The sequence below is a fragment of the Burkholderia cepacia ATCC 25416 genome (genome assembly GCF_001411495.1).
In the GTDB taxonomy this organism is placed as follows: Bacteria; Pseudomonadota; Gammaproteobacteria; order Burkholderiales; family Burkholderiaceae; genus Burkholderia; species Burkholderia cepacia.
Map to the genome: position 1 here is coordinate 2578377 of NZ_CP012981.1, position 25416 is coordinate 2603792.

45 protein-coding genes are annotated in these 25416 nt (G+C 60.7%); 25 read left to right on the forward strand and 20 right to left on the reverse strand.

What is annotated here, in order from left to right; all coding sequences use genetic code 11:
• Positions 1–146: 146 nt before the first annotated feature.
• The 20 genes from APZ15_RS11705 to APZ15_RS11790 all read right to left on the reverse strand — a co-directional run bounded on the left by APZ15_RS11705 (position 147) and on the right by APZ15_RS11790 (position 11750).
• The gene (locus APZ15_RS11705) at positions 147–416 is read right to left on the reverse strand and encodes a pyocin activator PrtN family protein (protein WP_027787626.1); all 270 of its coding nucleotides are present in this window, start codon (positions 414–416) and stop codon (positions 147–149) included.
• Positions 413–1195 carry a hypothetical protein gene (locus tag APZ15_RS11710; protein WP_027787625.1) on the reverse strand — a complete coding sequence of 261 codons (783 nt, stop codon included), beginning with the start codon at positions 1193–1195 and terminating at the stop codon, positions 413–415. The genes APZ15_RS11705 and APZ15_RS11710 overlap by 4 nt, the downstream gene beginning before the upstream one ends.
• The gene (locus tag APZ15_RS11715) at positions 1192–1680 is read right to left on the reverse strand and encodes a DUF1643 domain-containing protein (protein WP_027787624.1); all 489 of its coding nucleotides are present in this window, start codon (positions 1678–1680) and stop codon (positions 1192–1194) included. The genes APZ15_RS11710 and APZ15_RS11715 overlap by 4 nt, the downstream gene beginning before the upstream one ends.
• Positions 1677–2114 carry a hypothetical protein gene (locus tag APZ15_RS11720; RefSeq protein WP_027787623.1) on the reverse strand — a complete coding sequence of 146 codons (438 nt, stop codon included), beginning with the start codon at positions 2112–2114 and terminating at the stop codon, positions 1677–1679. Before APZ15_RS11720 ends, APZ15_RS11715 begins: the two co-directional genes overlap by 4 nt.
• Complete coding sequence (locus APZ15_RS11725; RefSeq protein ID WP_034195787.1) at positions 2098–2523, reverse strand: helix-turn-helix domain-containing protein; 426 nt, start codon at positions 2521–2523, stop codon at positions 2098–2100. Before APZ15_RS11725 ends, APZ15_RS11720 begins: the two co-directional genes overlap by 17 nt.
• Positions 2520–2807, reverse strand: a complete 288-nt coding sequence (locus APZ15_RS40855) for a hypothetical protein (protein ID WP_138143316.1) — start codon at positions 2805–2807, stop codon at positions 2520–2522. Before APZ15_RS40855 ends, APZ15_RS11725 begins: the two co-directional genes overlap by 4 nt.
• Positions 2804–3883 carry a hypothetical protein gene (locus APZ15_RS11730; RefSeq protein WP_027787622.1) on the reverse strand — a complete coding sequence of 360 codons (1080 nt, stop codon included), beginning with the start codon at positions 3881–3883 and terminating at the stop codon, positions 2804–2806. The genes APZ15_RS40855 and APZ15_RS11730 overlap by 4 nt, the downstream gene beginning before the upstream one ends.
• The gene (locus APZ15_RS11735; protein WP_027787621.1) at positions 3876–4643 is read right to left on the reverse strand and encodes a hypothetical protein; all 768 of its coding nucleotides are present in this window, start codon (positions 4641–4643) and stop codon (positions 3876–3878) included. The genes APZ15_RS11730 and APZ15_RS11735 overlap by 8 nt, the downstream gene beginning before the upstream one ends.
• 63 nt (positions 4644–4706) lie before the next feature.
• Complete coding sequence (locus APZ15_RS11740; protein ID WP_027787620.1) at positions 4707–5462, reverse strand: hypothetical protein; 756 nt, start codon at positions 5460–5462, stop codon at positions 4707–4709.
• A complete protein-coding gene (locus APZ15_RS39150; RefSeq protein WP_174543627.1) occupies positions 5459–5806 on the reverse strand; it encodes a hypothetical protein in 348 nt (115 codons plus the stop codon). Before APZ15_RS39150 ends, APZ15_RS11740 begins: the two co-directional genes overlap by 4 nt.
• A gap of 81 nt (positions 5807–5887) precedes the next feature.
• Positions 5888–6277 (reverse strand): beta-sandwich lipoprotein, encoded by a 390-nt coding sequence (locus APZ15_RS11750; protein WP_027787619.1) that lies wholly within the window; start codon positions 6275–6277, stop codon positions 5888–5890.
• A 17-nt stretch (positions 6278–6294) separates the two neighbouring features.
• Positions 6295–7440: an RNA-directed DNA polymerase gene (locus APZ15_RS11755; RefSeq protein ID WP_455768390.1), complete on the reverse strand. Its 1146-nt coding sequence runs from the start codon at positions 7438–7440 to the stop codon at positions 6295–6297.
• Between the two features lie 193 nt (positions 7441–7633).
• Positions 7634–7990: a four helix bundle protein gene (locus APZ15_RS11760; protein ID WP_027787617.1), complete on the reverse strand. Its 357-nt coding sequence runs from the start codon at positions 7988–7990 to the stop codon at positions 7634–7636.
• Between the two features lie 14 nt (positions 7991–8004).
• Positions 8005–8469, reverse strand: a complete 465-nt coding sequence (locus tag APZ15_RS11765; protein ID WP_027787616.1) for an Lcl C-terminal domain-containing protein — start codon at positions 8467–8469, stop codon at positions 8005–8007.
• A gap of 30 nt (positions 8470–8499) precedes the next feature.
• Positions 8500–8862, reverse strand: a complete 363-nt coding sequence (locus APZ15_RS11770) for an Lcl C-terminal domain-containing protein (protein WP_027787615.1) — start codon at positions 8860–8862, stop codon at positions 8500–8502.
• Between the two features lie 190 nt (positions 8863–9052).
• Positions 9053–9268 carry a hypothetical protein gene (locus APZ15_RS11775; protein ID WP_057056457.1) on the reverse strand — a complete coding sequence of 72 codons (216 nt, stop codon included), beginning with the start codon at positions 9266–9268 and terminating at the stop codon, positions 9053–9055.
• Complete coding sequence (locus APZ15_RS11780; RefSeq protein ID WP_226153277.1) at positions 9268–9600, reverse strand: acetyl-CoA carboxylase; 333 nt, start codon at positions 9598–9600, stop codon at positions 9268–9270. The genes APZ15_RS11775 and APZ15_RS11780 overlap by 1 nt, the downstream gene beginning before the upstream one ends.
• Before the next feature lie 8 nt (positions 9601–9608).
• Positions 9609–9833 carry a hypothetical protein gene (locus APZ15_RS11785; RefSeq protein ID WP_027787613.1) on the reverse strand — a complete coding sequence of 75 codons (225 nt, stop codon included), beginning with the start codon at positions 9831–9833 and terminating at the stop codon, positions 9609–9611.
• 190 nt (positions 9834–10023) lie between these two features.
• The gene (locus APZ15_RS40860; RefSeq protein WP_138143317.1) at positions 10024–10281 is read right to left on the reverse strand and encodes a hypothetical protein; all 258 of its coding nucleotides are present in this window, start codon (positions 10279–10281) and stop codon (positions 10024–10026) included.
• A gap of 722 nt (positions 10282–11003) precedes the next feature.
• Positions 11004–11750 (reverse strand): S24 family peptidase, encoded by a 747-nt coding sequence (locus APZ15_RS11790; RefSeq protein ID WP_158605810.1) that lies wholly within the window; start codon positions 11748–11750, stop codon positions 11004–11006.
• A 145-nt stretch (positions 11751–11895) separates the two neighbouring features.
• Here APZ15_RS11790 and APZ15_RS42665 point away from each other — a divergent pair, with 145 nt between their 5' ends.
• The 25 genes from APZ15_RS42665 (at position 11896) to APZ15_RS11915 (ending at position 25411) form a co-directional block, all read left to right on the forward strand.
• On the forward strand, positions 11896–12213 hold the full coding sequence (locus APZ15_RS42665) for a transcriptional regulator (protein WP_063623143.1): 318 nt from the start codon (positions 11896–11898) through the stop codon (positions 12211–12213).
• A gap of 102 nt (positions 12214–12315) precedes the next feature.
• Positions 12316–12690, forward strand: a complete 375-nt coding sequence (locus tag APZ15_RS11800) for a transcriptional regulator (protein ID WP_027787612.1) — start codon at positions 12316–12318, stop codon at positions 12688–12690.
• Between the two features lie 294 nt (positions 12691–12984).
• A complete protein-coding gene (locus APZ15_RS11805; protein ID WP_034195786.1) occupies positions 12985–13284 on the forward strand; it encodes a hypothetical protein in 300 nt (99 codons plus the stop codon).
• A 1-nt stretch (position 13285) separates the two neighbouring features.
• On the forward strand, positions 13286–13501 hold the full coding sequence (locus tag APZ15_RS42000) for a hypothetical protein (RefSeq protein WP_201800273.1): 216 nt from the start codon (positions 13286–13288) through the stop codon (positions 13499–13501).
• A 153-nt stretch (positions 13502–13654) separates the two neighbouring features.
• Positions 13655–14509, forward strand: a complete 855-nt coding sequence (locus tag APZ15_RS11815; RefSeq protein ID WP_027787610.1) for a hypothetical protein — start codon at positions 13655–13657, stop codon at positions 14507–14509.
• Positions 14506–15591 carry a helix-turn-helix domain-containing protein gene (locus APZ15_RS39155; protein ID WP_081040784.1) on the forward strand — a complete coding sequence of 362 codons (1086 nt, stop codon included), beginning with the start codon at positions 14506–14508 and terminating at the stop codon, positions 15589–15591. Before APZ15_RS11815 ends, APZ15_RS39155 begins: the two co-directional genes overlap by 4 nt.
• A complete protein-coding gene (locus APZ15_RS11830; RefSeq protein ID WP_027787607.1) occupies positions 15588–16133 on the forward strand; it encodes a DUF1064 domain-containing protein in 546 nt (181 codons plus the stop codon). The genes APZ15_RS39155 and APZ15_RS11830 overlap by 4 nt, the downstream gene beginning before the upstream one ends.
• A gap of 11 nt (positions 16134–16144) precedes the next feature.
• Positions 16145–16537, forward strand: a complete 393-nt coding sequence (locus APZ15_RS40865) for a winged helix-turn-helix domain-containing protein (RefSeq protein WP_099318686.1) — start codon at positions 16145–16147, stop codon at positions 16535–16537.
• A complete protein-coding gene (locus APZ15_RS11835; RefSeq protein WP_027787606.1) occupies positions 16534–16800 on the forward strand; it encodes a hypothetical protein in 267 nt (88 codons plus the stop codon). The genes APZ15_RS40865 and APZ15_RS11835 overlap by 4 nt, the downstream gene beginning before the upstream one ends.
• A complete protein-coding gene (locus APZ15_RS11840; RefSeq protein ID WP_027787605.1) occupies positions 16797–17240 on the forward strand; it encodes a nuclease domain-containing protein in 444 nt (147 codons plus the stop codon). The genes APZ15_RS11835 and APZ15_RS11840 overlap by 4 nt, the downstream gene beginning before the upstream one ends.
• Before the next feature lie 62 nt (positions 17241–17302).
• Positions 17303–17575, forward strand: a complete 273-nt coding sequence (locus tag APZ15_RS11845) for a hypothetical protein (protein ID WP_226153276.1) — start codon at positions 17303–17305, stop codon at positions 17573–17575.
• Positions 17572–17811 carry a hypothetical protein gene (locus APZ15_RS11850; protein WP_051363288.1) on the forward strand — a complete coding sequence of 80 codons (240 nt, stop codon included), beginning with the start codon at positions 17572–17574 and terminating at the stop codon, positions 17809–17811. The genes APZ15_RS11845 and APZ15_RS11850 overlap by 4 nt, the downstream gene beginning before the upstream one ends.
• A 241-nt stretch (positions 17812–18052) precedes the next feature.
• Positions 18053–18307: a hypothetical protein gene (locus APZ15_RS11855; protein WP_226153275.1), complete on the forward strand. Its 255-nt coding sequence runs from the start codon at positions 18053–18055 to the stop codon at positions 18305–18307.
• Between the two features lie 14 nt (positions 18308–18321).
• A complete protein-coding gene (locus APZ15_RS42125) occupies positions 18322–18897 on the forward strand; it encodes a hypothetical protein (RefSeq protein WP_051363287.1) in 576 nt (191 codons plus the stop codon).
• Positions 18894–19205, forward strand: a complete 312-nt coding sequence (locus APZ15_RS11865; RefSeq protein WP_027787600.1) for a DUF4406 domain-containing protein — start codon at positions 18894–18896, stop codon at positions 19203–19205. The genes APZ15_RS42125 and APZ15_RS11865 overlap by 4 nt, the downstream gene beginning before the upstream one ends.
• Positions 19202–19522 carry a hypothetical protein gene (locus APZ15_RS11870; RefSeq protein WP_027787599.1) on the forward strand — a complete coding sequence of 107 codons (321 nt, stop codon included), beginning with the start codon at positions 19202–19204 and terminating at the stop codon, positions 19520–19522. Before APZ15_RS11865 ends, APZ15_RS11870 begins: the two co-directional genes overlap by 4 nt.
• Positions 19519–19905, forward strand: coding sequence for a hypothetical protein (locus tag APZ15_RS11875; protein WP_027787598.1), 387 nt, complete (start codon positions 19519–19521; stop codon positions 19903–19905). The genes APZ15_RS11870 and APZ15_RS11875 overlap by 4 nt, the downstream gene beginning before the upstream one ends.
• Positions 19906–19929: 24 nt before the next feature.
• Entirely contained in the window at positions 19930–20154 is a 225-nt protein-coding gene (locus tag APZ15_RS11880; RefSeq protein WP_027787597.1) for a hypothetical protein, read from the forward strand.
• Positions 20151–20519, forward strand: coding sequence for a phage protein NinX family protein (locus APZ15_RS11885; RefSeq protein WP_027787596.1), 369 nt, complete (start codon positions 20151–20153; stop codon positions 20517–20519). Before APZ15_RS11880 ends, APZ15_RS11885 begins: the two co-directional genes overlap by 4 nt.
• Positions 20520–20527: 8 nt before the next feature.
• Positions 20528–20764: a hypothetical protein gene (locus APZ15_RS11890; RefSeq protein WP_027787595.1), complete on the forward strand. Its 237-nt coding sequence runs from the start codon at positions 20528–20530 to the stop codon at positions 20762–20764.
• A 27-nt stretch (positions 20765–20791) separates the two neighbouring features.
• Positions 20792–21364, forward strand: a complete 573-nt coding sequence (locus APZ15_RS11895; RefSeq protein ID WP_057056459.1) for a hypothetical protein — start codon at positions 20792–20794, stop codon at positions 21362–21364.
• 226 nt (positions 21365–21590) lie between these two features.
• Complete coding sequence (locus APZ15_RS11900; protein ID WP_226153274.1) at positions 21591–21944, forward strand: hypothetical protein; 354 nt, start codon at positions 21591–21593, stop codon at positions 21942–21944.
• A 1-nt stretch (position 21945) separates the two neighbouring features.
• Positions 21946–22524 carry a phage tail protein gene (locus tag APZ15_RS11905; protein WP_027787592.1) on the forward strand — a complete coding sequence of 193 codons (579 nt, stop codon included), beginning with the start codon at positions 21946–21948 and terminating at the stop codon, positions 22522–22524.
• Between the two features lie 204 nt (positions 22525–22728).
• Positions 22729–23322, forward strand: a complete 594-nt coding sequence (locus APZ15_RS11910) for a helix-turn-helix domain-containing protein (RefSeq protein ID WP_027787591.1) — start codon at positions 22729–22731, stop codon at positions 23320–23322.
• Complete coding sequence (locus APZ15_RS11915; protein WP_027787590.1) at positions 23258–25411, forward strand: phage terminase large subunit family protein; 2154 nt, start codon at positions 23258–23260, stop codon at positions 25409–25411. Before APZ15_RS11910 ends, APZ15_RS11915 begins: the two co-directional genes overlap by 65 nt.
• Positions 25412–25416: the final 5 nt, after the last annotated feature.

Below are 25416 nucleotides of genomic sequence, written 5' to 3' on the forward strand. Positions count from 1 at the left end.
ATCCATGTCCGTACCGTCCTCGCTTCCTCCCCGCCGCGTATCCGTCGCGCCCATGCTCGACTGGACCGGGTAAAGTGACGGCGCCCTTGACTTGCAAGGCCGCGCGGGGTGAAGCGGAGTGCCGTGTAGCACTCGCGTAGGACTGGTCAGCATTGGCCGCAGAGCTGATCACACTCTTTGACGGCAGCGGCACGGCGCGCGTCGATCCATTTTGCCAAGTCCTCGATGTGCACGCCCTTCGCGGCCTTCTGAGACTTGCCCTCGATGCGCACCAGAGGAAGGGCGAGCTCGCCGGCGCTGATTTTTCGCTGCAGCTGAAGCGGTGTCAGGTGCGAAAAATAGTCGCGGCATACGAGCTCGATCGGCACGACTGCCATCGCGCCATATTGCGCCATCAGGAAGAAGACAGTATTCACGGTTCGATCCTCCGAAATTCGATCGCCCACACCCAGGGGTTCGCGTCCCATCCATGGCCGCGGGCGGCATTGATGCCGTTCCACAGCGTCATGAACGAGCCGATTGGATTGCCCGATGCCATCCCATCCTCGGAATAGTCCCGCCACATTTCCTGCATATCAGGGTCGTCCGTCTCGAACGTCTCGATGCCTTCAGCGATCGAATCCGCTTCGCTAATGCTTTGCAGGTGCTCGACGCGCACGCCGATAATCTCGAGCGTGATGCGCGAGGCCCAGCGCGGCATGTGGATCGACGGCACCCATTGCCCCTTGACCGCGGCGCTCGGCATCGTCCATTCCTCATCGATCTCGCGTTCCGCAAAATAGACACCAGCGCCGCCTGCCTGATAGTCGACCCATACGTCTGAGCAGTCGCAAGTGTCGAGCGAGCACGAATGTGAAGTGCGGGGCTTCCACGTCTCGCGCACCCACAGTCGATCACCGGGCTTCCCGTGCGGACACGGAGTCCAGTAGTGATCGCCAGCCATGGCATGCAATGGCGGTAGAATGGGCCATCTGCGCAGCTCCTTTGTCGGCGCCTCATCGGATTCGCACCAGTAGAACAATCCGGTCGGTTTCGACCAGCTCGTGTAGGTGGGTGAGTGCCCCTCGGCCGCGAACGTCGCCCATGGCGGCGGCTGTTCGCCGCGCACGGTCACGACGCGCCGCGTCTGCGTCTTTCGGCCTTCGAGAATGGCACGCACCATCGGGCCGCTGAACAGGATCGGGCGTTCCTTCATTGTGCACTCCAGTCAATCAGGGGGGTGTCGTACGGCAGCATCAGCGGATGCTTCGGGTCGCCTTTGGCAGTCAGGCCGAATACCTTCAACGGCTTGCCGGAGGCGCGCAGCATGTCCGCGACGACGTCGAGGCGCGGGCGCAAGCACTTCGGCAGCTTGCCCCGGTCGCCCCAGCATGGGACGAGCTGATCGGCGTCAGCGATGATCTGCGCGAGGTGCATGTCGTTCTCCGGGCCGATCGGATCGACCACTGCGGCCAGATCGTGCACGTTCGGCGAACGGAAGGCGAACGGATTGCCGGCGATGTACTTCCGCGCACCCCAGCGCGCGGCGAAGCCGGTCCATTTCAGGTCCGTGTGGTCGCGCACGCTCGCGTCGGCGCGTGACGAGTTGACGCCGAAGAACGCGACGACGAACCCGGTCGGCGCGACTTCGCGCTCGAGGCGGTATCGGAAGCAGCAGCAGGGGCTGATGATGGCGCTCATTGGGCGGTTCCCATTTCGAACAGATCGCCGATCGCCTTCCGCGCGTGGCGCGTAGCGGCCGCGTTCGCGCGGTGATGCTCGGCGTCATAGGCGAGGTGATGCAGCTGGCACAGCGCCTTCAGGTTGTCGTCGTCGCAGTTCTCGGGTACGTGGTCGAGGTGCGCGATCGTGAGCACGACCGTCGTCCATTTGCGGCCGCAGTACTCGGATGCCTTGCAGTATCCGAGCAGCCGACCGTCGTCGGCCGCATAGACCTCGCCGTCACCCTCGAAGCGCTGGAACGTGCCGGCGTCCTTATCGATGCCGCGCACGATGTGATCGCCGTTCGCGACGCGGCACTGCTCACAGCGATTGCCGGCCCGCGCGAGGATGCGCGTGCGGATCTCGGGCCAGTTGGCCGGATAGCGGCTGCGGTTCTCAGGCTTGATCGGCATGGCCTTCTCCTGCGCGGGCGGCGAGAGCAGCGCGAAGCGCTGACGCCGTATGTGGCACGTCGAGCGCGTCAAAGTAGGCCACCACGTCAAACGCAAACTCCGGAGTGACAGGGGCGCGTCCGAACTCCATCGCCGACAGCTTCGCGGGCGTCGTCAGGAGCGCGGTCGCCATGTCCATCAGCGTGACGCCTGCTACGATGCGCAGCGCGCGGACGAGCATGCCGTACGGCGTGAGCGGATTCGTGAAGCTCGGCTGTTCTTCCGTCACCTCGGCCCGCGGCTCCGGCTGCTGAGCGGCGAGGAGGGCGCGGGCGAAACCGTGATAGTCGAAGTAGTCGCCGGGGTTCGGCAGCAGCCGGTACGGGCGCGCAAAGTCATCGATCTGCTCATCCGTCAGCGTCTTATTCATGCTTGGTTCCCTTCGTGGACCCGCGGATACCATTCAACGAGCCAGCGGCGGACATCCTTCTTGGTATAAGCGATCGTTTGATCGAGTTCGATACAGCGACGATGAAACACGCAGTGGAATCGACCGTCATCGCCTCGATAGACGGTTGCAGCTCCGTGATCGCCTGCACCGGTACATGCCCGAAACGCGCTCAAAAGGCGGATCGCCTGCGATACCGAATTGAAGAATGGAACGTTGTCGATTCGGCCGCCAGCGACACCCGGCAGATTAATCAGGGCACTCATTGCTTGGCTCCTTCGAGAAGGGCGAGCAACACTCGGGCATGGCCGTCTAGCCGGCGTTCCTCCATCGTTTCGGCTGCAAACTTAATTACCGCGCGCTGGTTATGCGTCAGCCCCTGCCGAGTGGCGACCTGCGCGGGCGGGGCGGTGTAGAGCGCAACACGCGTCTTGCGAGGTTCGCGATACAGCACGACTTGGCATTGCTGCGAATATGTTCGCAGCGCTTCAAGATCGCGAGGCAGGATATGTGCCACCGCCTCTTGCCCCGCTGCCGCTGCGGGTTGAGATGCTGCCGCGCGGGCTTGCCATGCAGCCGAGGCTGCATACTGCGGCGTTACTTCTAGCCACCAGCGCGTGCTTTTTAATGCAGACCAGACACTGAACGCAGTCTGCTCGTCTGCCGGCGCTGCCGCTGCATCTGCGGAGGGAGTGCGGCCTGCGAGAACCTTGCGTGCAGCTTCGCGCGCAGCGACGCGCCGAGAGGCGGCCATCGTTCGTTCGATAGGGTCGATGTCGTTGGGGTCTTCGGTATCCGTCACGATGCGCCACGTTTCTTCCGCGTCGAGGTATTCGCGCAGCGCTTCCGTAGCCCCTGCGATCTCGAACTGCGCCGGCTCGTCCGCCACTTGCGGTTCATGCTGCTGCGTGCGCTTGCATTCCGATGCGGCATACTGCTTCGCGCACGGTTCTACGCGATCGTCAGGATGGCAGGTGCACGGCTTATCGTCCGCCGGCACCGCTCCCGCCACCTCAATGCGAGGGGCTCGTCCTTTCATCCACTCGCAGGCGGCAAGCCACGCTTTCTCGGTGATCGCATCGTTCCAGAACCCCGATGTTTTGAACCACTGTCGGAACGCCGCCCGCTCATCCGCCCGATTGCCCGTGCCTTCGAGCGGGGCGGAGGGTTCAGCCTGCGAGCACTTCAATATCGCCATGATCTGCGCGTCGCGATCTGCTATATCGAACGAATTGATGTCAAGCAACCGAGCCAGTCGGTGCCCGTGCTCTGCCACGAAGCGGGCCTCCACCTCGGCCAGCGCTGCTTCGTGCTGCTCGACAGGGGATGCGGCGTTATCCATGATTCGCTCCTTCAAGATCTTTCTCGGCCAGTTCGCAGAAGATTCCGCACTGGATCGACAATTCGTTTTGATAGTCGCCGACATCCGGCGGCAATTCGTCGAGAAACACGCGCTCCTCTCCGACCTTCACCAGCTTTACGCCCAGGCGCCGACTTAGCTTCGCCATGCGATCGAATTGAGGGGGGAAGTCGACGCGAACCTTGTTCCAGTAGCCGGCTCCGCCCTTGACACATCCGATGCAGTTGTTGTGCAAGTAACCGAGCTTGTACATCGTCGGGATCTCGATTCCGGCTCGGTCGATGATCGCAAGGCAGTCGTCGTGCGTTATGCCTTTTTCGACCAGAATCGGCCAAATCAGAACGTCATTGTTGCCGTCGATGAACTGGTCGACTCGGCCTTGTTCCTCGGCTGAGTATCCGAACACGTGCATGTCCCCATGGCGCTGGAATGCCTCTCGGACGTGCTTCTTCAAAGCACGCGTGCAAGCTGCACCACGCACGCCGGCGATGTATTTCTCTCTCTCGAAAACGGTATAGATCGACGACCCGAACTTTTCGCTTTTCAGCCGCGTGATCGGAACGCCGAACCAGCGTTCGCAATCGGCGGCGAAGCGCGCGTTGTCCGGGTGCTCTTCATCGATGCCACATTGGGCGACGATCAACGGCAGATTTTTGCTCCTCGCGTTCTCGGCGATCGCCAATTTCGTCGCGACAGCGGACGCAGCCCCGGCCGAAAACCAACAGACGATTCGCTCAGGCACGGTTCGCCTCCAGGTCCGTCAGCGCATCAGCGCGGCTATTGTCGGTGGTCTTCATGGTGGTCCTCAGGTGGTCAGCGCGAAATCGGCCTGAATGCCCGCATGCTCCCGGACCCAGAACGTCGGCGATTGGTGGGATTCGATGCGCTCGCGCAATATGAGCGCGCGAGCATCCTTGGTCGGCGGCGTATAGGTGCCGCGCCATTTGCTATCGATGCCGATGTTCTGGCCGATGTTCGTACTGTCAGCGCTCGCAAACGGGAAGCGCGTGAACACGTCTGGATTGAGCATGCGCAGGCCGTGGATCTTGCAGATCGGGCGACCATGCTTATCGCACAGCACGTCCATTGCTTCCGCCATGCGTTGATACCAGGCAGATGTGCCGACGGTCGCATACTCGCCAGAGCTGCCGAGGCATACGCGCGGCCATACGAACGCGAGTCGTTCGAGTCGTTCGAGACTTTCATGAAGGTGCCAGACCGGGGCGCCGACCCAAGGTGCCGCTTCACGCCACGGCCATTCCGCGAGCAATGCGTCGTTCGCATGTTCGTCGCCATCGATCACGTCGGGAATAACGGCAAAATCGAAGGATGGGTAGCGATTCAGTTCCCCGACCCACGCGTAATATGGCTTCCAGTCTGTGACCGGCGCACCACTGCGCCATGCCGAGAACGCGCCGTTATCGACCGCGAACGTCTGGGCTACTTCGAGCGCTAGGCCGAGTTGTTCGGGATGCTGAAACGACACGAAGGCGTGACCACCTGAAAGCGCGCGTGCGGCGGCCGTAGATGGCGTGATCGGCGTGCCGTGGTAATGGATCATCGCGATACCGCCCGGATGGCATGAATCGCCTCGACGCCTTTCTCATAGACGGTGCTTCCGATCTGCACTCGTTCGATCAGGCGTCCGCACGGTGCAGGATCGAAACCGCGGCGCGTCTCGATGTCAACGCCGTGATGATGGGCTTTCAGGATCTGCCGGCCGCCGAAGCGCTTGAAAAGGTCGTCTGCAATCGCCTCGTGATAGCCGCTCTCGTGCATGGCAGTGGCCGTTGTGATGTGCTCGACGTGGATCATTTCGTCCGTATCGATCTCTAGGACGTAGGAGATCAGCTGCCGATTATTCGGGCATCGGCTCACGAAATGAGTTCGGTAGATGTTACTCATCGTCATCCTCAATCAGTAGAACAGCCGCATCGGTTGGGCGCTCGGCTCGCATCAGGCGGCGTCAGCGGGAATAAAACGGATTTAATGGACGGATATGTCCGGGACGATCACAGATGGTTTGAACACCACTTTGTAGTGGTATGTGCTCGCCGGCGCGGGATCGAGTTGCTCGATGAAGTACGTCACGTTATTGGACAGGCCGAGGAAGTGCTTTTTGTAGCTGTTCGGGCCGGTCTTGCAAATGATCGCGAGCTTGGTATCGGTGCTCGAGTTGTCCTTCGAGCACAGACCTTCAATAGTCAGCATGTATTCACCGGTGAAGCCGTTATAAAAAACAATTCGGCGATTGATCTGGAAGTTGTCAGCGGCAGTCGACAGGTTCTGCGAAGCGACATCGGCATCGTTGGTGCAGGCTCCGAGCAGGGACGTGAAAGCGATTGCAGCGGAAAAGAGAAGACGCGAGAGTGTCATGGTGGTCAGTCCTCAAATCAGAAGGTCTTGGTGAGATCGCGGTCAACCGCTTTGCCGAGAGATCGAATAAGGTTCGCGAGGTAGACGCGGTCCTGGTGGCTGGCGGTCGCTTGGCGAAGCAGGCCGAAATACGAATTTGCTACCGGCATCAGGTCAGCGCATGGCGTTTCGGCGACGCGGCGCAATGCCTCATTCCGCGTGCGCTTCCGCGTCTCGCGACGCCATGGCTTGATGACCTGGCCGACGAAGTCGACGCCGCGGTCGATTGGCTGCAGGATCGTCTTGCGCGGGTTGATTCGCGCGCCGAGCCGGGCTGGCAGAAAGGTAGTGACGTCGGTGAGGATCTCGTTCAACCGGGTGGGTGATTCGTGCAGGAACACGAAATCGTCGACGTATCGGATGTAGTGCCGTACGCCGAGCGCGTGCTTCGCTCGCTGGTCGAGTACGTCGAGATAGACGTTCGCGAAAAACTGGCTCGACAGGTTCCCGATCGGCAACCCGAGGTGCGGCGCCTGTTCGAGCAGTCTCTTATGGGGCGGAACGAGATCCATCATGGCCGGATCGCCGTGGTACACGTAGTCGGCCCGTGGATCGTGCATCAGCACGGTTTCGGTCAGCGATCGCCAGAATGGCTCGGAGATCTTCGCGAGCAGCAGGTCGAGCAGAATTCCCTTGTCGATGCTGACGAAGAAGTTGGCGAGGTCGCACTTCAGGTAAAACGCGCGCCGCGACCAGTTCTGCGTGATCGATCGCACTTTCGCTTCGAGGCGCTGCGCGGCGTACAGCGTGCCACGCCCTTTGATGCAGGCGCACGAATCGGCGACGAATGACCTTTCGAAGCGCGGTCCGATCCGGTTGTAAAGCAGGTGATGCACAATGCGATCGCGAAAAGCCGCCGCCCATACTTCGCGCGGCTTCGGTCGCGTGATAACGAAGCACTTCGAGCGGCCGGGCGTGTAGCTGCCGTCGACCAGCTCGTCGTACAGGCGGCGCAGGTTCCGTTCGAGCCGCATCTCGAACGCAAGCGCCGCATTGCTGTTTCGCTTCGTTCGCCGGCAGTCGAGATACGCTTCGACCAGCTCGGCGAACGAAAATGGCCCTCGATCTGCGGACGGCGCGGGCGCGCAACTCGTTGTTCTGGTGGTTGTTGTTCTGGTTGCCATTGTTGAAGTTCTGGTACCACGCCCAGCCGGAGGTATCGTGCGATCTACGTCGCCCGACCGATTTCTCAGTCGGGAAACTGCGCTGGACCTTTCCGCACGCCGGCGGCCGGTTTCCTCATTGCGCATGGCGGTGGCTTTGTGAGCCAGCGGCACGGCCAGATTGATATATCGCTCAGCCGCGAAGGCCTTGACCTTAGCGGAGCGGGCGACGGTTTGCGGCGTTCTTCCAGCCTGTGGCCTGCTTCCCGATGCTCGTCGTCTTCTCGACGGCAGCTGCGTAGCCGTCACGTGAGATCAGGCGCTTGTCCATACTGAGACGAAGCAGCAGCTCGATCACCTGCAGACGCTCGAGCAATTCGACGAGGTGCGGAGCCTTGTCGGCCGCGACGTTCGCGCGGAACACCAACACCATGATCTCGATGCACTCCGCGTTGATCTTCTCGCCGATGCTGCGCTTGAAGTCGCGGGGCATGTTCTTGACCAAAGTGGTGACATCATCGAGCAGCCCATAGGCCGCTCGATATATCGGAAGTTGGTTGTGCAGGGCCACGGCGGGTTAAATAATCAAAAAACTGAAGGGATAAATCTGCGGACGGCGCGGGCGCGCAACTCGCAGTTCTGGCGGGTGTTGCGCTGGGTGCCATGGCTGAAGTCCTGGTACCACGCCCAGCCGGAGTTCGATTCGTGGCGTTCACCGGACCAGTAATAGGTCGGCTCGAACTCGGCCTTCAGGTTCGCGAACAGGAGCGATTGCTCCCGCCGCGTCGGCAGTTCGCCGCCACGTTCGGCGGCCCACGTCTTCGCCGCCTCCCAATCCAGATCTTCGGCTTCCCCCGGCAGGAGAATCAGGTAGTGGCTCAACGAGCCGTCTTCGAGAAGGATCTGCCCGGCGATGCGCTCGCCGGCAGCGAGCGGGACCGTGACGGCGTCGACGTAGTACTCGGTCGCCCGCGGTTGCTTCTTGAACTCGTCGATCATCGCGCCGATGCGCGCGTGATCTGCTTCAATCTGTTCGAGCGTGATCGTCATTGCATGCTCCGATTGTGAATGGCTGAAGGGTTAAATCGACAATCTGCGGACGGCGCGGGCGCGCAACTCGCTGCTCTGGAGGTCGCCGTACTGGAAGCCATTGGCGAAGTACTGGGACCACGCCCAGCCGGCGAAATCCGGGTCATCGTCCGGCGTGTTCGACCAGTACGCAGCCTTCTCGAACAGGTCGCGGTGCTGCTCGTATGCGATCACGAGCTCGGCGCGCGTCGGCAGGTCGCCGCCAATCGACTTCGCCCATTCCATCTGCTCCTGCCATGTGGCGCGGCCGTTGTCACCCGGTAAGAGATAGGTGTGTGTGACGTCGCCGTTCTTATCGACGAAGCCACCGAGATAGACCTCGCCTTCAGCGGCCGGGGGAATTTGGATTTGCATGGGATCTCCAGAAAAGAAGCAGGCGCCACGAAGGACGCCCGCAAAGTGGTACTACCAAGAAGAGGGAACAGCGGTTATCAGTGCCGCACGACCTGAGTGCGCGCCGGGTGCTCGATGCGCTCCTGCAGGGCGACATGAAGGCAGAGGAGCAGGATCAGGGCGGCGAACGCGCCGGCCCAGATTTTCAGGATCACCATGTCAGGACCCCGGCGCGGAACGCGACGCAGAGAAACCAGACGCAGGCGACAGCGATTCCATTGCCGCCGGCCCAGAGGCTTCCCTTGATGACGTAGCCGTGGATCTCGCCACAGGCGCCGAGCAATTCGTTATCGCTCGCGCCGAGCAAAACAAGCGATCGCTTGTTTTTGTGAATTACAGGCTGCAGGCTGTTAGAGGCGAGTCGCATCAGAGGTTCTCCCCGCAGATTCGGATATGGGTCGGCGGATCGCGGGGGCGCTCGACGGACAGATAGCCGGCCTTCACGAGCGCGGTCTCAGCCACAATTCGGATGCTGGACTTTAGCGCATCTGCCGGGATCTCGCGAAGCACCAGCTGCAGCGCCTCGGCCATGTCGACGGCGGCGCTTGCAGTTCGGCAATCATCCGGACTGATGAAGCGAGCCGCGCCAGCTGCATCGACCGTCAGCAAGGAAAGCGTCGGCGCATGCGATGAAACGAGAATCTCTGGGTAGAGGGCATGCGGCTGCCACGGGCCGGGCGTGTGTTTGATCTGGTTCATGGGGGTGCTCACATGCAGCGCGCAAGCGCGCATTGGATCTCTGTCTGCGCCGCCTGGTCCTGATACTGGAAGTAGCCGACGATGAGGAGGTAGACGAAGCACACGCCGAGCGCGGCGAGAACGTTGCGTGCAGCATGTAACAGCGCGCGCGCAATGCGAAAGCCGCGGTTGCGGGGCTTCGCGGGTTTCCAGGTGATCAGCGACTCAGGCGCCGTATGATTCGTCGAATTCATGGTCTTTCCTCGTTGGGGTCGATTCAGCAGCCGGCGTGCATGGACCGGACGCCCGGCGCAATGAGATTTATTGCTAGGCGCCGGAGCTCGGCCGAGCCGGGGCACTCGCGGCGCAGCTCGAGCAGATCGCGTGCGGTTTGGCTCATGGCGTTCTTGGTGTGGTGTGATTGCCCGCCGTAGCGGGCGCGGCTCATGCTGTGCCTCGGACGACATCAAGTCGCTTCACCATGGGGTGCATGTGGCCACCGGTCGAAAGCGCAATGCGCAACCTGCGAACACAGGGAACGTTAAGTCGTTCCTCGTTCCATCGCCCGTGGTGCCATTCCTTGCGCGACTCGACAACGCCGCTGAAAACGTGCGCGTTGCCACCCTTGCGACCGATCCAGCAAACGACCGTGCCAACCTTCGGCATTGCGCGATATTCCTTGCGGCGTTGACGTGCGTTCATCGTCGTTCCCCTTCGTGTTGCGTTGGTCAGTGGCGCTGCCGGCGAGTCGGCGCCTTCCTGAGATCGAAGGCGGCGACGAGCAGAAGCGCTGCGGCGAAAATCCCCAGGCCGAAGCCGATAAGCAGGTTGATCACAGATTCGTACTCCGAAATTAATTGGTGACTGAACCGTTTCCCGCTTCCTGACTGCGCTCAAGGAATGGCACTGTCACAATGCCATTCGATCAGAGCAGTCGAACTCTCAAGGGCGCGCACTCGGGGTGCTGCATGCTGCGCTGCTCGGTTGATGGATGCGGAGGATCCGCGGCCGAATGCGCGCTCTTGAGAGCATTGTTTTACGTCCCCGTCCGGCTACACCTGGCAGAGCCAGCTCCGGACCGGGGACGGTGCGACGGGTTACCACGCCACTCGTCGCCGGGCGCCGCATTGCGGTAGCAGCTCATCAGGCCGCCATTTCTCGCGCTTTTACATTCAGCCGCACGAGGCCAAGGGCTGGGTGCTGGTGCACCTATTCATCTGCCGTCAGGGTTACAGAGCGATCCGCCGTGGCGGTGGCGCAGCGATCTGCGCTGCGTTGATGGAACAATAGCAAACGCTTTCGATGAACGCAAGCAAATGCTATCGGAACATGGCAAAAAAATTCAGCGGGCGAGGCCGCTGCTATTACATATGATGAAAAGCCTGCGCTGGCAGGCCGGTGGAGATCGGATTTGGAGTAGTTATTCAGTCTTCGATGGCTGAGCCTCGCGGCATGATCGCGGCGACGCGGTGTATCGACCGAACGGTGCCCATGGAGCGCGTGATCGGGGGGATGCCATTGTTGATTGAGCCAAGGCATACTTCGCCGTCTCGGATCCAGAGCAACTCTTTGACGACAGCGCTTCCGTCCGTGAATTTGACAACAACGTCGTCGCCCGGAAGGGCCTCGGCATTTGGCTCAACGACGATATATTCGCCGCTCTTAATGCGCGGCCGCATGCTATCGCCGCGCACCTTCAGCCCATAGGCTTCCGAGTCACGTAGACGCACTTCCGGCAGCATCGCGCAGCCGTGACCGACTGGATAATCATCAATATTGATATATCCATCGGGTCCTCCTTGAACTTCGCCGACCACAACGACGCCCCTCCCAGGTCTCAGCCTCAATTCTTCGCCAACGTTTGACTCAAGCATTTTGTCGATGCTAGGCCGAGAACCGGGCGGCAAATTGCTGATGAGGTCGCCACTTTGCCCGATTCTCTGGTCTTCAGTGGCCGCATAAATGTGCTTTGGAGATGCGTCTTTCGGTGAAAACCCGATGTCGAAATACAACTCTTGAAGAGAGAGCTCGGCCTCGAGCCGCCTTGCTGCCTTCCAGCCAAAGCTTTTCCCTTCACGGTAGTTTTCGTTGAGCAACTGCCTCAGGCGCGTCGCGTCTTGATTGTGGTTACGGGCAAAGGCGGCAACATTGCCGTCGGTTTCTTTGTCCACGAGCGCTTGTAGGCGATTTCGTCGATGGGCGTCTATGTCCATGGCGGAATTAAACCTCAAAACTAGCATTTGCTGTGATAGCAAAAGATTGCGGAGTCGCGTGCATTTGCTTGCGTTTAGCGAGAGCATTTGCTATCGTCTGTGCATGGACGCCTTTCACACCTACCTCAAAGCCCTGACCAAGGATCAGCGAGTCGAACTCGCTGAGAAGGTCGACACGACAGTCGCCTATCTCTGGCAAATCGCGTACGGACAGCGTCGCTGCCGGGAAGGGCTTGCGATCGAGATCGAGAAGGCGACATCGCGCGCCGTTCGCCTCGAAACGCTGCGACCCGACATTGACTGGGCATACGTTAGAAGTTCTGCGCAGTCGATTGCCGAGAGCGACTCGAACCGCCCCGCTGCGGATTCTACAGATGACGTTCAGCCTCCGACCGGCGGTCGCGTTGGGATGGGTGAGTAAAGGCATGTGTGGCTCTCGGAGGCGTTGTGTTGAAAAAATTTTCGCGCCGTCCTGAGTCGTAATTCCAGTAGTAATCCGGTTGTTTTTTTCAATGGAGTCTGAATGCTCTTACAGCCTCACCACCAGCCTGCAAGCGGCGCCCGTGCGGAGCAGGCTGAGTTTGTGCCGCATGAATCGATCGCGGAATGTCGTTCCTTCCGTGATGCCGTGTGTCTCGCGTGGGACCAGCGGGCCGAGCGCGGCATGACGCAAAGAACGCTTGCCGAAAACCTCGAGATCCCGGCCTCGCACCTTTCCAACATGCTCAACCGCGAGCCGGTTGACCGTCACGGGAAGGCGCGGCAGGACCTTCCGGCCCGGCTGATCGCGGACTTTGAACGGGTCGTCGGAAATCGTGCCGTGTCGCAGTACCTCGCGCGGATGGCGATGCTGACGTTGATGGAGGAAGTAATCCAGCAGAGGGCGACTATGAAATGAATGAGGATCAGGCGCTTCGGATTGGCCGCAAGGCTGTAGAGGATGCCCGGAAACGGGTTGGTAATGACCGAAACGCACTGCTACAGGAGTTGGAGAAAGGCACAAAAAAGAACACGGAGACGATGCAGGCGTTTGCGATAGCAGGACGCCTGTTTCTTCAGGCAAGTCAGGCAACGAAGCAGTAAGGCACGCCGGCTTCGGCCGGCGTACTGAATCCGATCACAAGCGTTCGCGCACGAGCTCTTCTGATTCGATTTAGTAATCCTACGCGGTACAGGCCGCAGGGAGTTGCCAATGAGCGATTTTCACAGCCCGCGCTCCGGGCATCGCGTCTCCGAGACGCAGCAAGACAGCTTCCACTCCATTTCGGTCGCCAAGCTTTCGGCCACTCAGCAGATGGTGATGGACTGTTTCGACACGCCCGAAACCTTGCTGACTCGCGAGGAAATTTCGGCGATGACGAATCTCAAACTTTCCAGCGTATGCGGCCGCTCTCGCGAGCTGATCGACGCTGGCCGCCTTGCAAAGCGCGGCAAGCGCGAGTGCAAGGCCACTGGCAAAGATCAAGAGCAGCTCGGCCTTCCGGTCGCTTGACATGGCCCGGTTCCATTGCCGTTGTCGCAAATGCGACCGCCGCCGGGTGCTCCAGGACAAACCCGGCGTCCTGGAGGACGCGGCTTATCCGAAATGCATCTGCGGCGCGCGCGACTGGCGCATCGACAAATGGATGATGCAGCGCAACGCAGGCACGACGCGTTGCGAGTGCGCCGGCTACTGGTTCCCGCACCGCATGGGCAGCTTCTACTGCTAGCACCGTAGGGACGGTAGCGACCGCCTACCAGGCCATTCCGACTTCTGGACCCGTGACATGACGCAGGACCAACACGACGCCCTCGTGGCGCAATACAGCGCGGAATCGCGCGAAAACCGCATGCCGCTCGAGGCGGCAGCCTAGGAGAACAACGTGGGCAGAAGCTCAAAAGAAGTGTACGGCGCATCGGGGCAGGGGAATGTGCTCAGCATGGATCCGGACGCGTTTACGCTCGTGACCGATCCGAAGCATCCGCTGTATGACCGCCGAGTCCATCAGGCACCGGACGAAAAAACGATTCGCAACTACCGCGCGCACGGCGTGTTCACGCCGGTCGTCTTCTACAAGGACATCGAGACGGGCGAACTTCTGATCGTCGAAGGGCGCCGCCGTGTAATCAACGCGCGCGAGCTCAATCACCGACTGATCAACGAAGGGCACGAGCCGATCACGATTCCCGCAATCCCGAAACGCGTGCTGGGCGACGGCGTGAAACCGTTCGTCGGGGTGATGATCAGCGCGAACGAGATCCGCCAGGGTGATTCGCTGGTGAACCGCGCCGAAAAGATGGCGCGTGCGCTCGACGTCGGCCATACGCTCGAGGCGGTATCGGCGATGTTCGGTGTGAACGAGGCGACCGTGACGGCAGCCATGAAGTTGCTCGAATGTTGCATGGTCGTTCGCGATGCAGTCGAAGCCGGCACGATCACCCAGGTCGTCGCCATGAAGCTGGCGAAGCTGCAGCCGGACGAGCAGCGCGCCAAGCTGGCCGAGATCGAGGTAGCCATCGAAGGGAAGGCCGGGCATGAGCGGTCGCGCGCGATGCGTGCCGTGCTCGACGCCGCACCCGTGAAGCGCGCCAAGCCAACGCGCAAGGACATCGCCGAGGCGCTCAAGACGGCTACCGGCGAGCGTGCCGAAGCGCTGCGATGGGTTCTCGGCCTCGTAGAGGGTGAGGGAGCGCCGGCGGTCGACCCGCGGCAGATGTCGATCGACGAGGCAGCATGAGCGTCACCGCCACATTCTGGGTCCGCGCACAACGCGTCGGAAAAGGGTCGCCGAAGGCCGTCCTAATTGCGCTCGCTGACTTCGCCGGCGAGGATTTTCGCGTATGGGCGAGCATGGACGCAATCGAGCAGTTCGTCGAGCAGGACCGCAAGACGATTCTTGCGAACATCAAGCGCCTGAAGGAGTTGGGCTATCTCGAAGATACAGGCGAGCGTACGGGCCGCACGGGCCAGGTGGTCGTCTACCAGATGACGAGCCCGCTCGGCGCCCCTAAGGTGCAGATGACCAATCGCGATGGCAAGGTCGTCGAGATCGGTCCACCCCCATCCAAACAATCCCAAATTCGGAACGGTTCCGAAAACGGCACAGTTAAACACACCCAAAAACGGAATAGTTCCGAAAACGGAACAGTTCCGAATTTGGATAGAAAGGGTCCCGTTTTTCCGTCCGAACAGTCCCAAATTTCCGCCGAAACGGTCCCAAATTTGGGACACGGAACTACCAAGGAACTACCAGAAGAACGGAAAGGCAACGACCAACCCGCGCGGCATGCGCCGCGAGTTGCGTTGCATTCCGAGCTGCGTGAACTCGAACTGCCCGACTGGCTGACGGCAGACGCATGGGTCGATTGGTGCGAACACCGCGAAGCGAAGGCCCGAGACAAGTCGGCGCCGTGGACGCGTCCGGCCGCGAAGGTCTCGATTCGTCGTCTAGCGAAGCTCCGCGAGCTCGGTCACGATCCGGTCGCATGCATCGACGAAGCCGTGCTTCGTGGTTGGACGGGGCTGTTCCCGGTAAAGGATGCGCAACAGGGCACGGCAGGAGGGCCGTCGGCTCCTGCTGACTGGTGGAAATCGGAGAGCGGCTATCTGGCCCGTGGCGCGCAGCTTGGTGTCGACCGAGCGAAGTTCCAGTACTTCGAGCAGTACAAGGCGAAGGTCTGCAAGCTGGCCGGTCCGGGTGAATGGATGGAGGAGCTGCTCCGCACGGTGAGCCGCGAAAGCGAAGAGCGTTACGAGGCCCTGAACGCGTATTTCAACGACATCCCGCGCGAGCCGGCAGCGCAGCCGGAGATTGCATGACGAAACGATCCGCCTGGCCGATGCGCGTCGAAGCTGGCACGACGACTGTGGGAACGGCCCGCGTTCGCGACGACTCGCGCCCGACGATGACGGCCGCGCAGAAGGCGATCTACGACAAGACCGGCAACCGCCCGCAGGTCGATGCGGGTTTCGATGAGATCGCAGACGGTCTCGACGTCGGCCGGCCGACCCCTCTTTCGGCTCAGGCCAAGACGAAGCCGTCGAAATACCGCAATCAGCGCTGCGAGTACGACGGTATCACCTTCGATAGCCGGCGCGAATGTGATCGCTGGGTCGCTCTTCGCCGCGAACTTGCTGCGGGGCTGATTTCCGAACTCGAGCGCCAGGTCGCTTTCGTGCTGGCTGATCCCGTCGTGATCAACGGCAGGAAGAAGCCTGCGCTCCGGTACGTCGCGGACTTCGTCTACGAACGAGACGGCAAGACAGTGATCGAGGATGTCAAAGGCGTGATCACCCCGGAATACCGAATCAAGCGTCATCTCATGGCCGTGCGCGGCCTGCAAATCGTTGAAATCAAGTGAAAGGTGGGCGAATGGCACATGGGAAGTTGGGTCCGGTCTCGATAAAGATCATTGAATTCGTGAAGGCAAACCCGGGTATCCACGCCGGTGAAATTGCTCGTCGGCTCGGCAAGGGGCGTAGCGGCAGCACGCGCGAAACAATCCGGCGGCTTCTCGAAGACGGTTATCTCTCGAGGGGCAAGAAATACCATGCGCCCAGCGCTAAAGGTTATGCCGTTCACCCGCTGAAATACACGGGCAAGTCGTATGAAAGTGGATACGACTTCGCCACCTCGAAGCGATCAGCTCGAATTCGGCAGCTTATCGCTGAAGGGCTGGAGCAGGACGCGCAGCTGAATGAGTCGATCATATGGGCTGGCCAAGCGATCCGAGCAATGGTCGAGATCGGACGAGCATCTGCATGAAGGCCCTGACCGCAATGCAGCGCCTGATTCGAGAGGGAACGCAGGTCGAACAGACCTCCGACGTCGAAGTCTCCGGGTATTGGCGCGGCCATCACATCTGGATTCGGCGTAGCGAACAGCTATGCGACGGTGCTTGGTACATCCAAGTCAGGCATTCTGACGGCGGCTATCTCTATGACGGCTGGTGGGGCAGCGCGCAAACCACTCCTGAGGAAGCTGTCGCAGAAGCATTTCGCGGCGCATGCCTCTTGGAGGAAGAATGAAGCGATCGGGGTTCGGTACGCGCAAAACGACGATGCCGCGCGGTTCATGGTCCCGCAAAAGCTCACCGTTGCCCGAGCAGGCTCCGCGCAAGACGACTATGAAGCGGCGCCCGAAGCGGCCGACGGTCGCCGAAGGCTCGAAGTATCTCGCAGCATGCCGAGGTGAGCCCTGCTATCTGCGCGTGCCGGGCGTCTGTCGGCTCAATCCGCTCGATGACACCGTCGTGCCGTGCCATTCGAACCAGGCGCGTCATGGTAAGGCTGGCGCGATGAAGGCGAAAAACGAATTCACGGTTCCCGGCTGTGGCGCGCGTCACGCATGGATCGACCAGAACCGAGTCGGCACGCCGAAGCAGGTCAAGTTCGATGTGTGGGATCGAGCGTTCGAGCAGTGGGAGCCGGTGCGCGCCCGAAAGATGGGGGAGGCAAATTGCCAGTGAGATTGTGGGTTGAGATCCCGGACGGGACGTTCAGCGCCCCGCGGCGGCGCGGATCCGGCGGCATGGTGATATGCGAGCGCACGCGCACGATCGACGCGACGATTTTCCGTCTCATGCGGATCGCCACGGTAAAGCGGCAGTTGGTCGCTGCAGTGGAGGTACACGCGTTCATCCCGGAAATGCATCGCTCGCGCATCCCGAAGGTAGACGGGCGCTGGGTTGAGCCGGGCGTTTTTCGAGCGAAGGCATACGTGCTTCAAAACAAGAAATCTGAGGTGCTCGCACGGTTTCTAGCGAGTGGCGATCATCAATGGGACGTCACGGACAAATCATGAGCGAAATTGCATGCATTGAACTGTCTTCGGTGCCCGCGCCGTTGCGCGCGATCGCGGCGAGCCGCGTTGATGGCAAATCGGGCGATCGTCTGGTCGCGTTCACGGGGTGCCCGGTCATCGGCCGGGAAGCAGGCAACGGAGAAATCGAGTTTTCGTTTCCCCGTGGCGTGGATCTCCGCGAGTCCTTCATCGACTGGATGCTGTATTGGGGCATCCCTTTTCGGGTAATCGTGTGATGGTGACATTGCGAATGCTTGCTGGATCATGCTCAGTTCAGATCGACGGCGAGTCGTATGAAATTCTCTCGCACCGGCTTATGGGAACTGACGTTGCCGGGGACAGAATCGAAATTGCACTCCCTGAGTGGGATGCACTGGTCAGCTTCAATCTTGTATTCCAATGTGCGCGGAAGCGTTCTGCGCGGCCCCGTGCAGCCGGTATGCGATCAATTCGCCGCCTCAAATATTGGAGGTCGGCGTGAATCGCGGCCTGAAAGGTGGGCCGCTCGCGCGTCTTGCGGGAATGTGGGCAAACGAGCCCGTGTTCCTCGAATGGATGCGTTCTATCGGGCAGCCGGCTAACACGGCTGCAGATGCGGCCGACTTCATTCGTATGCGATGCGGGGTCGAGAGTCGGGCGCTGCTCGATCACGTTCCGCAGGCGCGTGCGCGGTTCGATCGATACATCCGCAGTCTTTATTCGAAGTACCGTGCCGCGGCGGGTTCGAAGTGAGGCGGGGCGACTTCATGGATCCGGCCATTGTGCTCGAGCGAAAGCAGGAACGGACATGCCTCGGCTGCCGTGACCTCGAGCGCCGGCGCTGGATGGGGACGACGAAATTCGTTTGCTTGCTTGGCGTTCAGAAAGCCGCGCTGGACGTCTACGAAATGCGGCGGTGCAAAAAATACGACGACAGGATGAACATGACGCCCGATCAGAGCCAACAAATCGAAGAACTCTTGCTGACCTGGTACCGCTGGCAGATCCGCCAGTCGCACGCCGTTCAGCTGGCGCACTTCTACCGCCCGGAGGATCGGACGTGCCGTGGCTACGAAACGCCGATGACCGACGAGGAGCTCGACGAGCAGGCCGACGAGTGGGTCGAGAACCAGATGTCCGAGCAGGTTCAGCTGTGTGTCGATCAGCTCACGATCGAGCAGCGGGCCGCAGTCTCCGTGAGCATGCGCAATAAGGAATGCGGCGCGAACGTCTGGAGCAACGGCCGCGCCGGCGCGCAGCATGCGACATACCAGGCGGCGAAGGCGGCGCTTCTGCCGATGTTCATCTCGAAGTTTCTGATCAGGATCGGGGAGGTCGCGTGAAGATCTACGTCGCCGGCCCTATGACTGGCCATCCGAACCTGAACTTCCCCGTCTTTCATGCCGAAGCAGCGCGCCTCCGTGCGCTCGGCTACGAGGTCATCAATCCGGCCGAGCTGAATGCTGATCCGTCGGCTGGGTGGCTGGATTGCATGCGCACCGACATCAAGCACCTCGTCGACTGCGATGCGATCGCCATGCTCGAAGGCTGGCAAACGTCGCGCGGTGCGTCGCTCGAATACACGATCGCGCTGACGCTCGGCCACGCTGTGTTTCGCGCGGTCGACATCGTCGAAATGGTGACCGCATGAAGGGCGTTATCCGCCTCACGCCGATTGTGCCCGGCGAAATGCATCCCGTCATCTTCGTCGACGGGAAGATCCGAGAGGGCTTCGTGGGTGGAGAATGTGCCAACGGTCTAGGCTTCCCTCAATGGGCGCACAAAATCTTCAGCGGGGATAAGGTGCACTGGTTCCGCGGCGATGTGAACCGATCTGGCGAGCGGCATTCGTTGTGCGGCCGCGTCAGCGAGGTCGACAGCCGCATTCATCTTCCGGGCAACTTTCCGCACGGCAAGGCATGCGAGAAAGCGTTAGCGGTTCAGCGAAAATATGGAGGGCAGCTATGAACGATTTGCAGGTATCCGTCGCGGTTCGCCACATTCGGCACTCCGAGGAGCTTGATTTCACTATCGTCGCAGAGGTGCACGAGAGCCGGGTCGACTTCTTCATATATGACATCGTGGGTTGGACGGGTGGCCGCCTCGCCAGTGTGCCGATGTGGCGCCGTAATCGCGCCAAATCGTCTTCGGACCTCGTCGAAGAAATCGCCGACGCGGAGCGTTACCTCCATGGCCGTGTGAAATGGGACGGCTGCAGCGACTGGTACTTCGACGAGCAAGATCGGGTGATGCTTCATGGGTGCTCGCGATCGGATCTTCAGCGGCTCGGCGATGTGATGGCGGCTTGTTGGGACTGGGCTTCCGAGCTTTGCCCGAATTTTGATGCCTAAGCCCACATCGGAAAGGAAGATGAAATGAAGACGACCATTCTCGCCGACGGTACGCTCAGCATCTCACCGGAATCTGACCTCGAAGCGTATGCCTTGAATCAATGGGGGATCGCGAACCTCGATTGGTCTCGCGTCCCGGCTGGCGGCCAGCCACTTCCGAAGATGATCCTAGACTGCAGCGAATATGCTGGTAGGCTAGGTGTCTTCGTCAAGATCAACAATCTTCCGACCAGCGGGGAGGCTCAATGAAGGTCGCGAATCTGGATGGTGATGCGCTCGATTACTGGGTAATGAAGGCTGAGCATCCCGACTCCTCAATCAGTTTCGATGAATGGCCGGGCAAATCGATTCTGTATTCGCGCGCATGGCAGTGGGGAGGCCCGATAATCGAGCGTGAGGGCATCAGCACGTGGCGTTATGACGAGATACCGGGCGAACGGACCGATGTGTGGTTCGCTGCAGCTTGCGGCATTCACGGATGGGACGACGGCACGCTCGCAGGCGCGGGGAAAGAGTGCACCGGCCAAACGGCCCTGATCGCCGCCATGCGTGCCTATGTCGCTTCGAAGTTCGGCGATGAAGTAGAGAATGCTCAGCCGCTTGCGGCTGGCTAGGAGGCGGGATGCTTGAATTGAACGTGAGCGAAGAAATGGCGGATGCTCTTTGGGATGCGTCCCGGAGCGGAGAACCGGCCATATTGACAGTGCTTCACGAGGGCAGTCTGATCAACTTCCGGCTTGGCATCCGGTCTGCCGAGGTGACGAAGCATGGCCCGACCGAGTGGCGACGCGGGAAGCAATTCACGGTCTCACTAGGATTGGTTCAGCTAGAAGAGGTGCAGCGCGAAGCTGGCGAATGACGCGCTGCTTGCATAGGCAGGGGGGGGATGGAATTACCGTTTTCGATAGTCCATGCGCTGCCCGACCCGGTGCGCACGGCGAGTTGGATTGAGCAGATCCAGGAACTTTTCCAGAATCAGCCGATTTCGGCGGCGCTGCGAAACCATCTCGCTCAGTTCGAGTATGCAATTGAGCGCGAGATCGCCATGCGCGGCGACGGCTCGGCCACGGACGACGAATGTGTTGCTCTGTTGACGCTTCGCAACTACATCGGACAGTGCGACGCGGTCATTCCGAAGTCGCAGTCATATATCGCATCGCCTCCCAAGCCCAAGGCGCCGCGTAAGCCGCCGATGGAGCAAAAACCATGGCAGGACACGATGAGTGCCGACGAAGTGCAGTTCTGCGAGAACGCCATCGCGGATGAGATCCTTCGCATCGAGGCTACTTGCGCAGACAATTGGCGCGCTGCGCGTATGTGGAAGAGTTCACAGCGCAGGCGCTTCAGCAAGCAGCGTGAACATGGATGTTGCGGCTCGCATGATTTCGTGGTCAAACGCTGGTCGTGGAGCAAGATGCGATATGACTTATATCTGTTGGGATTTAACTACGGGCATTGAGGCGAAGCGAAGTTGTTTAGCTTCCCGGTCCACTGCGCTTGGGATGAGCCGAGCCCGACTGATTCCGGAGCGATTCAGATTGATCCCGATAGATTCTTCTTGCGCCAAGCTAATTTTCCGCGTATCTTTTGTTCCGGGAAGATGCGTCCTGAGAAAGCCCGCTGATCGAGAGGTCGGCGGGCTTTTTGCGTTGGCGTGTCGGCCGCGTTGGATCTCCTCGTGTCGAGTGATCGACTTTCCGCCCGGTTCGCCGGGCGTTTTTATTTCTGGTGCTGAAATGGCGCGTTCCCCGAAGAAGGCAGAGGCGAGCGCCCCACAGGTCAGCATCGATGAACTGCTGGCTGAGCCGGCGCTCGTTCGTTCTCCTCTCTGGCTGAACGGGAGGCGTAAGGTCGCCGCGATCATTGCTGATGCGACCGTCGATCCGGCTCTCCTGCCGGAAAACGCGATTGCGCTCGTGAGCCTCACGGCGTTTGCACCGAGTGCGCCGTCGCGGACGATGGTAGACGTTCCGTTGTATGCCGAGGATCCCGGCCCGGACGTGCTCCCGGCTGCATGGCTGAAGAAGCTGGCAGCTTGAAATGCTCAAACTCGATGTGCGAGCCGATGTGAAGGGCGTCACCACCAGTCTGAATCGCTACATTGGCGAGCAGCAAAAGGCGGTTGTCCGGGCGCTGAACAAGACCGCCACGCAGGCGCGAACAGCCGCGGCGGTCGAGGTAAGAGCGGCCGGATACAACATCAAGTCGAGCGCAATCAAGAATTCATTCTCCATTCAGCGCGCGACGCGCAGCAACCTCGTGGTTGTACTGAAGGCGACCGGACGCCCGGTTGCGCTGATCAACTATGGCGCGCGACAGGGAAAGAATGGGGTGAGCGTCCAGGTGAAGGCCGGGCGCACGGTATTACGGCACGCGTTCATTGCGACGATGCCGAACGGTCACCGCGGCGTGTTCGAGCGAACCGGAAAGCAGCACAAGAAAGTAGTGCGAAATGGCAAGGTCAGGCGATCTGGCCTGCCGATCAAAGAGCTGTTCGGGCCGTCGATTCCGCAGTCGCTCGCGAATGAAAGCGTGCAGAAGGCGCTGATGAAGAAGATTCGGGAAAAATTCCCGCAGATTCTGCGGCATGAGCTCGCTTTCGTGGCGTCGAAGCGCTGATGCATTCGATTTAATCAAATTTTGTAAGGTGAAGCGTGGGCGAAGTGACGCATCTCGATAAGGTGTGCACTGAGTGCATGGTTTCGAAGTCGCTTTCGGAACCGTGGGTCCTTGTTTTTAGGGCCTGCGGGGCGGGACCGTAGACTCGCGGATTTCGACCAGCGCTGAGTTTTGAAATTTGGGTAACAGGTAACAGATCGCGCGATGAATCAGAGCGAGTTCGCGGCACTCCACGGCGTCAGTCGGAAGACGGTGACAAAGTGGAAGGAGCGCGGCTGGCTTGTGTTTGACGGCGACGACGTCAACGTCGAGGCGTCCAACAAACTGCTGAAACGCTATCGCCGCGACGGCGTTCCGGATGTTACCCAAAGTGTTACCCATCCCCCGAAAGGTAACAAACGGCAATCTGTTACCCAGGCGGCGAAGGGGGTAACACTCGAAGCCGGCGAGAGCGCCGGCGATGCTGCAAATCGAATTTTGTCGAGTGGCGTCGAGCTGCTCGATTTCGACGATGCCCGTTGCCTGAAAGAGAACTATCTCGGGCTGATGGCTCAGCTCGAATACGAACGCAAGTCCGGGTCGCTCGTCGAGCTGGATACCGCAACAGCAATCCTCTTTGAGGAGTTCCGGGCGCAGCGCGATGCGTGGCTTAACTGGCCGACAAGGGTAGGTCCGATCTTGGCAGCCGAACTAGGCGTCGAGGCCGACCGAGTTGTCGAGACCCTAACCACGCATGTCCACAAGCAAATTGCCCAACTCGGCGAGCCGGAAGCCAATTTCTCCGAGCGAGAAGGCTGATCGACTCCGTACGTCGGTGCGCCGGGCATGGACGCCACCTCCGCGCATCAGCGTGCCGGCATGGGCGGACAGGTATCGCAAGCTCGCGAAGGAGGCCGGCAGCACGTCGGGCAATTGGGAAACGTCGACGGTCGAGGTGGCGCGCGGGCCGATGCTTGCCGTAACCGAGCCTGGCGTGCACGTCGTCACGACGATGGTAAGCACGCAGCTGCTCAAGACGGCCCTTCTCGAAAACGTCTTTGGTTACTTCGCGCACCTGGACCCGTGCCCGATCCTCCTGCTGCAGCCGAAAGAGGATGCGGCGGAACAGTTCAGTAAAGAACGGATCAGCCCGCTGATCCGCGTCACGCCCGTTCTGCGCGAGCTCGTCGGCACGAGCAAGACACGCAATGCGGACGAGACGCTGCTGTTCAAGGCGTTCCCGGGCGGATTTCTGGCACTCGCAGGCGCAGGCAGTCCTGACAACCTCGCGCGCCGGCCGGTGCGGGTCATCCTCGCTGACGAGGTGGACAAGTATCCGGTGACGCGTGAGGGCGAGCCGATTGCGCTTGCCGAGGAGCGGACCGCCACGTTCGGCGTCAACTGGCTGTCGATCCGAGCTTGCTCGCCGACGGTTGAAGATGAAAGCCGGATCGAGGCCAGCTATAAGGAATCGGATCAGCGCCGAGCATCGATCGCGTGCCCGCATTGCGGGCATCGCATGTTTCCAGACTTCTTCAAGCATGTCGACTGGGACAAGCGCCGCGACGAAAGCGGGAATGTGGTCGAGCATTACCCCAAAACGGCGCGGATCTCGTGCGAGTCATGCGGGCAGATCTGGTCCGAAGGGGACCGGCTCCGCGCATTGCAGACGGCGCGCTGGCATCAGACTCGGCCGTTCGAATGCTGTGGATCCCGGCACGTCCCGCTCGACGCGTACGAGCGAGCATGGCGCGGGCCCGAGGACGAGCGGGAATCGACGACCGACGCCGCAATCGATGTTGTCTGGGACTGGTGGGAAAGCGACCGCCATGCGGTGTATCGCGCCAAATGCCCCGATTGCGGCGAATGGAAGGTGGACAACGAGCACGCGGGCTTCCAGGCGAGCAAGCTTTATAGCCCGTGGCAGAAGGACAAACCGCCCGACATCGCGACCAAATGGCTGAAGGCCGAGGGCGACGAAGAGAAGAAGCAGACCTGGTGGAATACGCAGGCCGGCATGCCGTATCGCCCGAACTCGGGTAAGGCGCTGCGCCTCGAGGCGCTCGTCGCGCGCGGTGAGCGATGGGCCGCGGAAGTGCCTGACGGCGTCGCCGTCATCACGGTCGGCGTCGACACCCAGGACTATCGCTTCGAGGTCGAGGTTGTTGGCTGGGGGCGCAACGAGGAAAGCTGGTCGATCGCTTACGAGGTGATCGAGGGTGACATGGAAACCCCTGATCCATGGGAGCGCCTTGACGCGTTGCTGAATCGAATCTGGCATCGCGCCGACGGGCGCCCGTTTGAGGCGATGGCGGTTTGTATCGACTCCGGCGGTCACCACACGCAGAAAGTCTACGACTTTTCTAAGGCACGTCTCGGCCGCAAGGTCTGGGCGATCAAGGGTGAGTCGGCAGTCAGCGGCAAGCGTAACCCTGTGTGGCCGGTCAAGAAGCCGTCGCGCCGCACGAAAGCATCATTCCGGCCGGTGATCATCGGTGTGAATTCAGCGAAGGACACCGTCCGAAGCCGCTTGCACGTCGAAGAGGCGGGCGCCGGATTCATGCACTTCCCGAACGATCGCGACATTGGCTATTTCGAGCAGCTCACGTCGGAGCGATCCGTCGTGAAGGTGTCAGGTGGCCAGAAATATCGCGTGTGGGAATTGCCGTCTGGCCGCGCGAACGAAGCGCTGGACTGTCGCGTGTATGCATACGCTGCGCTCTGTGGCCTGACACACCTCGGGCTGAAGCTGAACAAGCGAGCGGATCTCGTTTCGATGCCGGTCGACTATGACGCCGTGTCTGCGGCTGTTTCACCCGCTCCGATGCCAGCCTCCGAGCCGGTATCGCAGGTAGCTGTAGCCGATTCGAAGCCCGTCAGGAAGAAGTTAACGAACCGTCTCGCGTAGGGAAG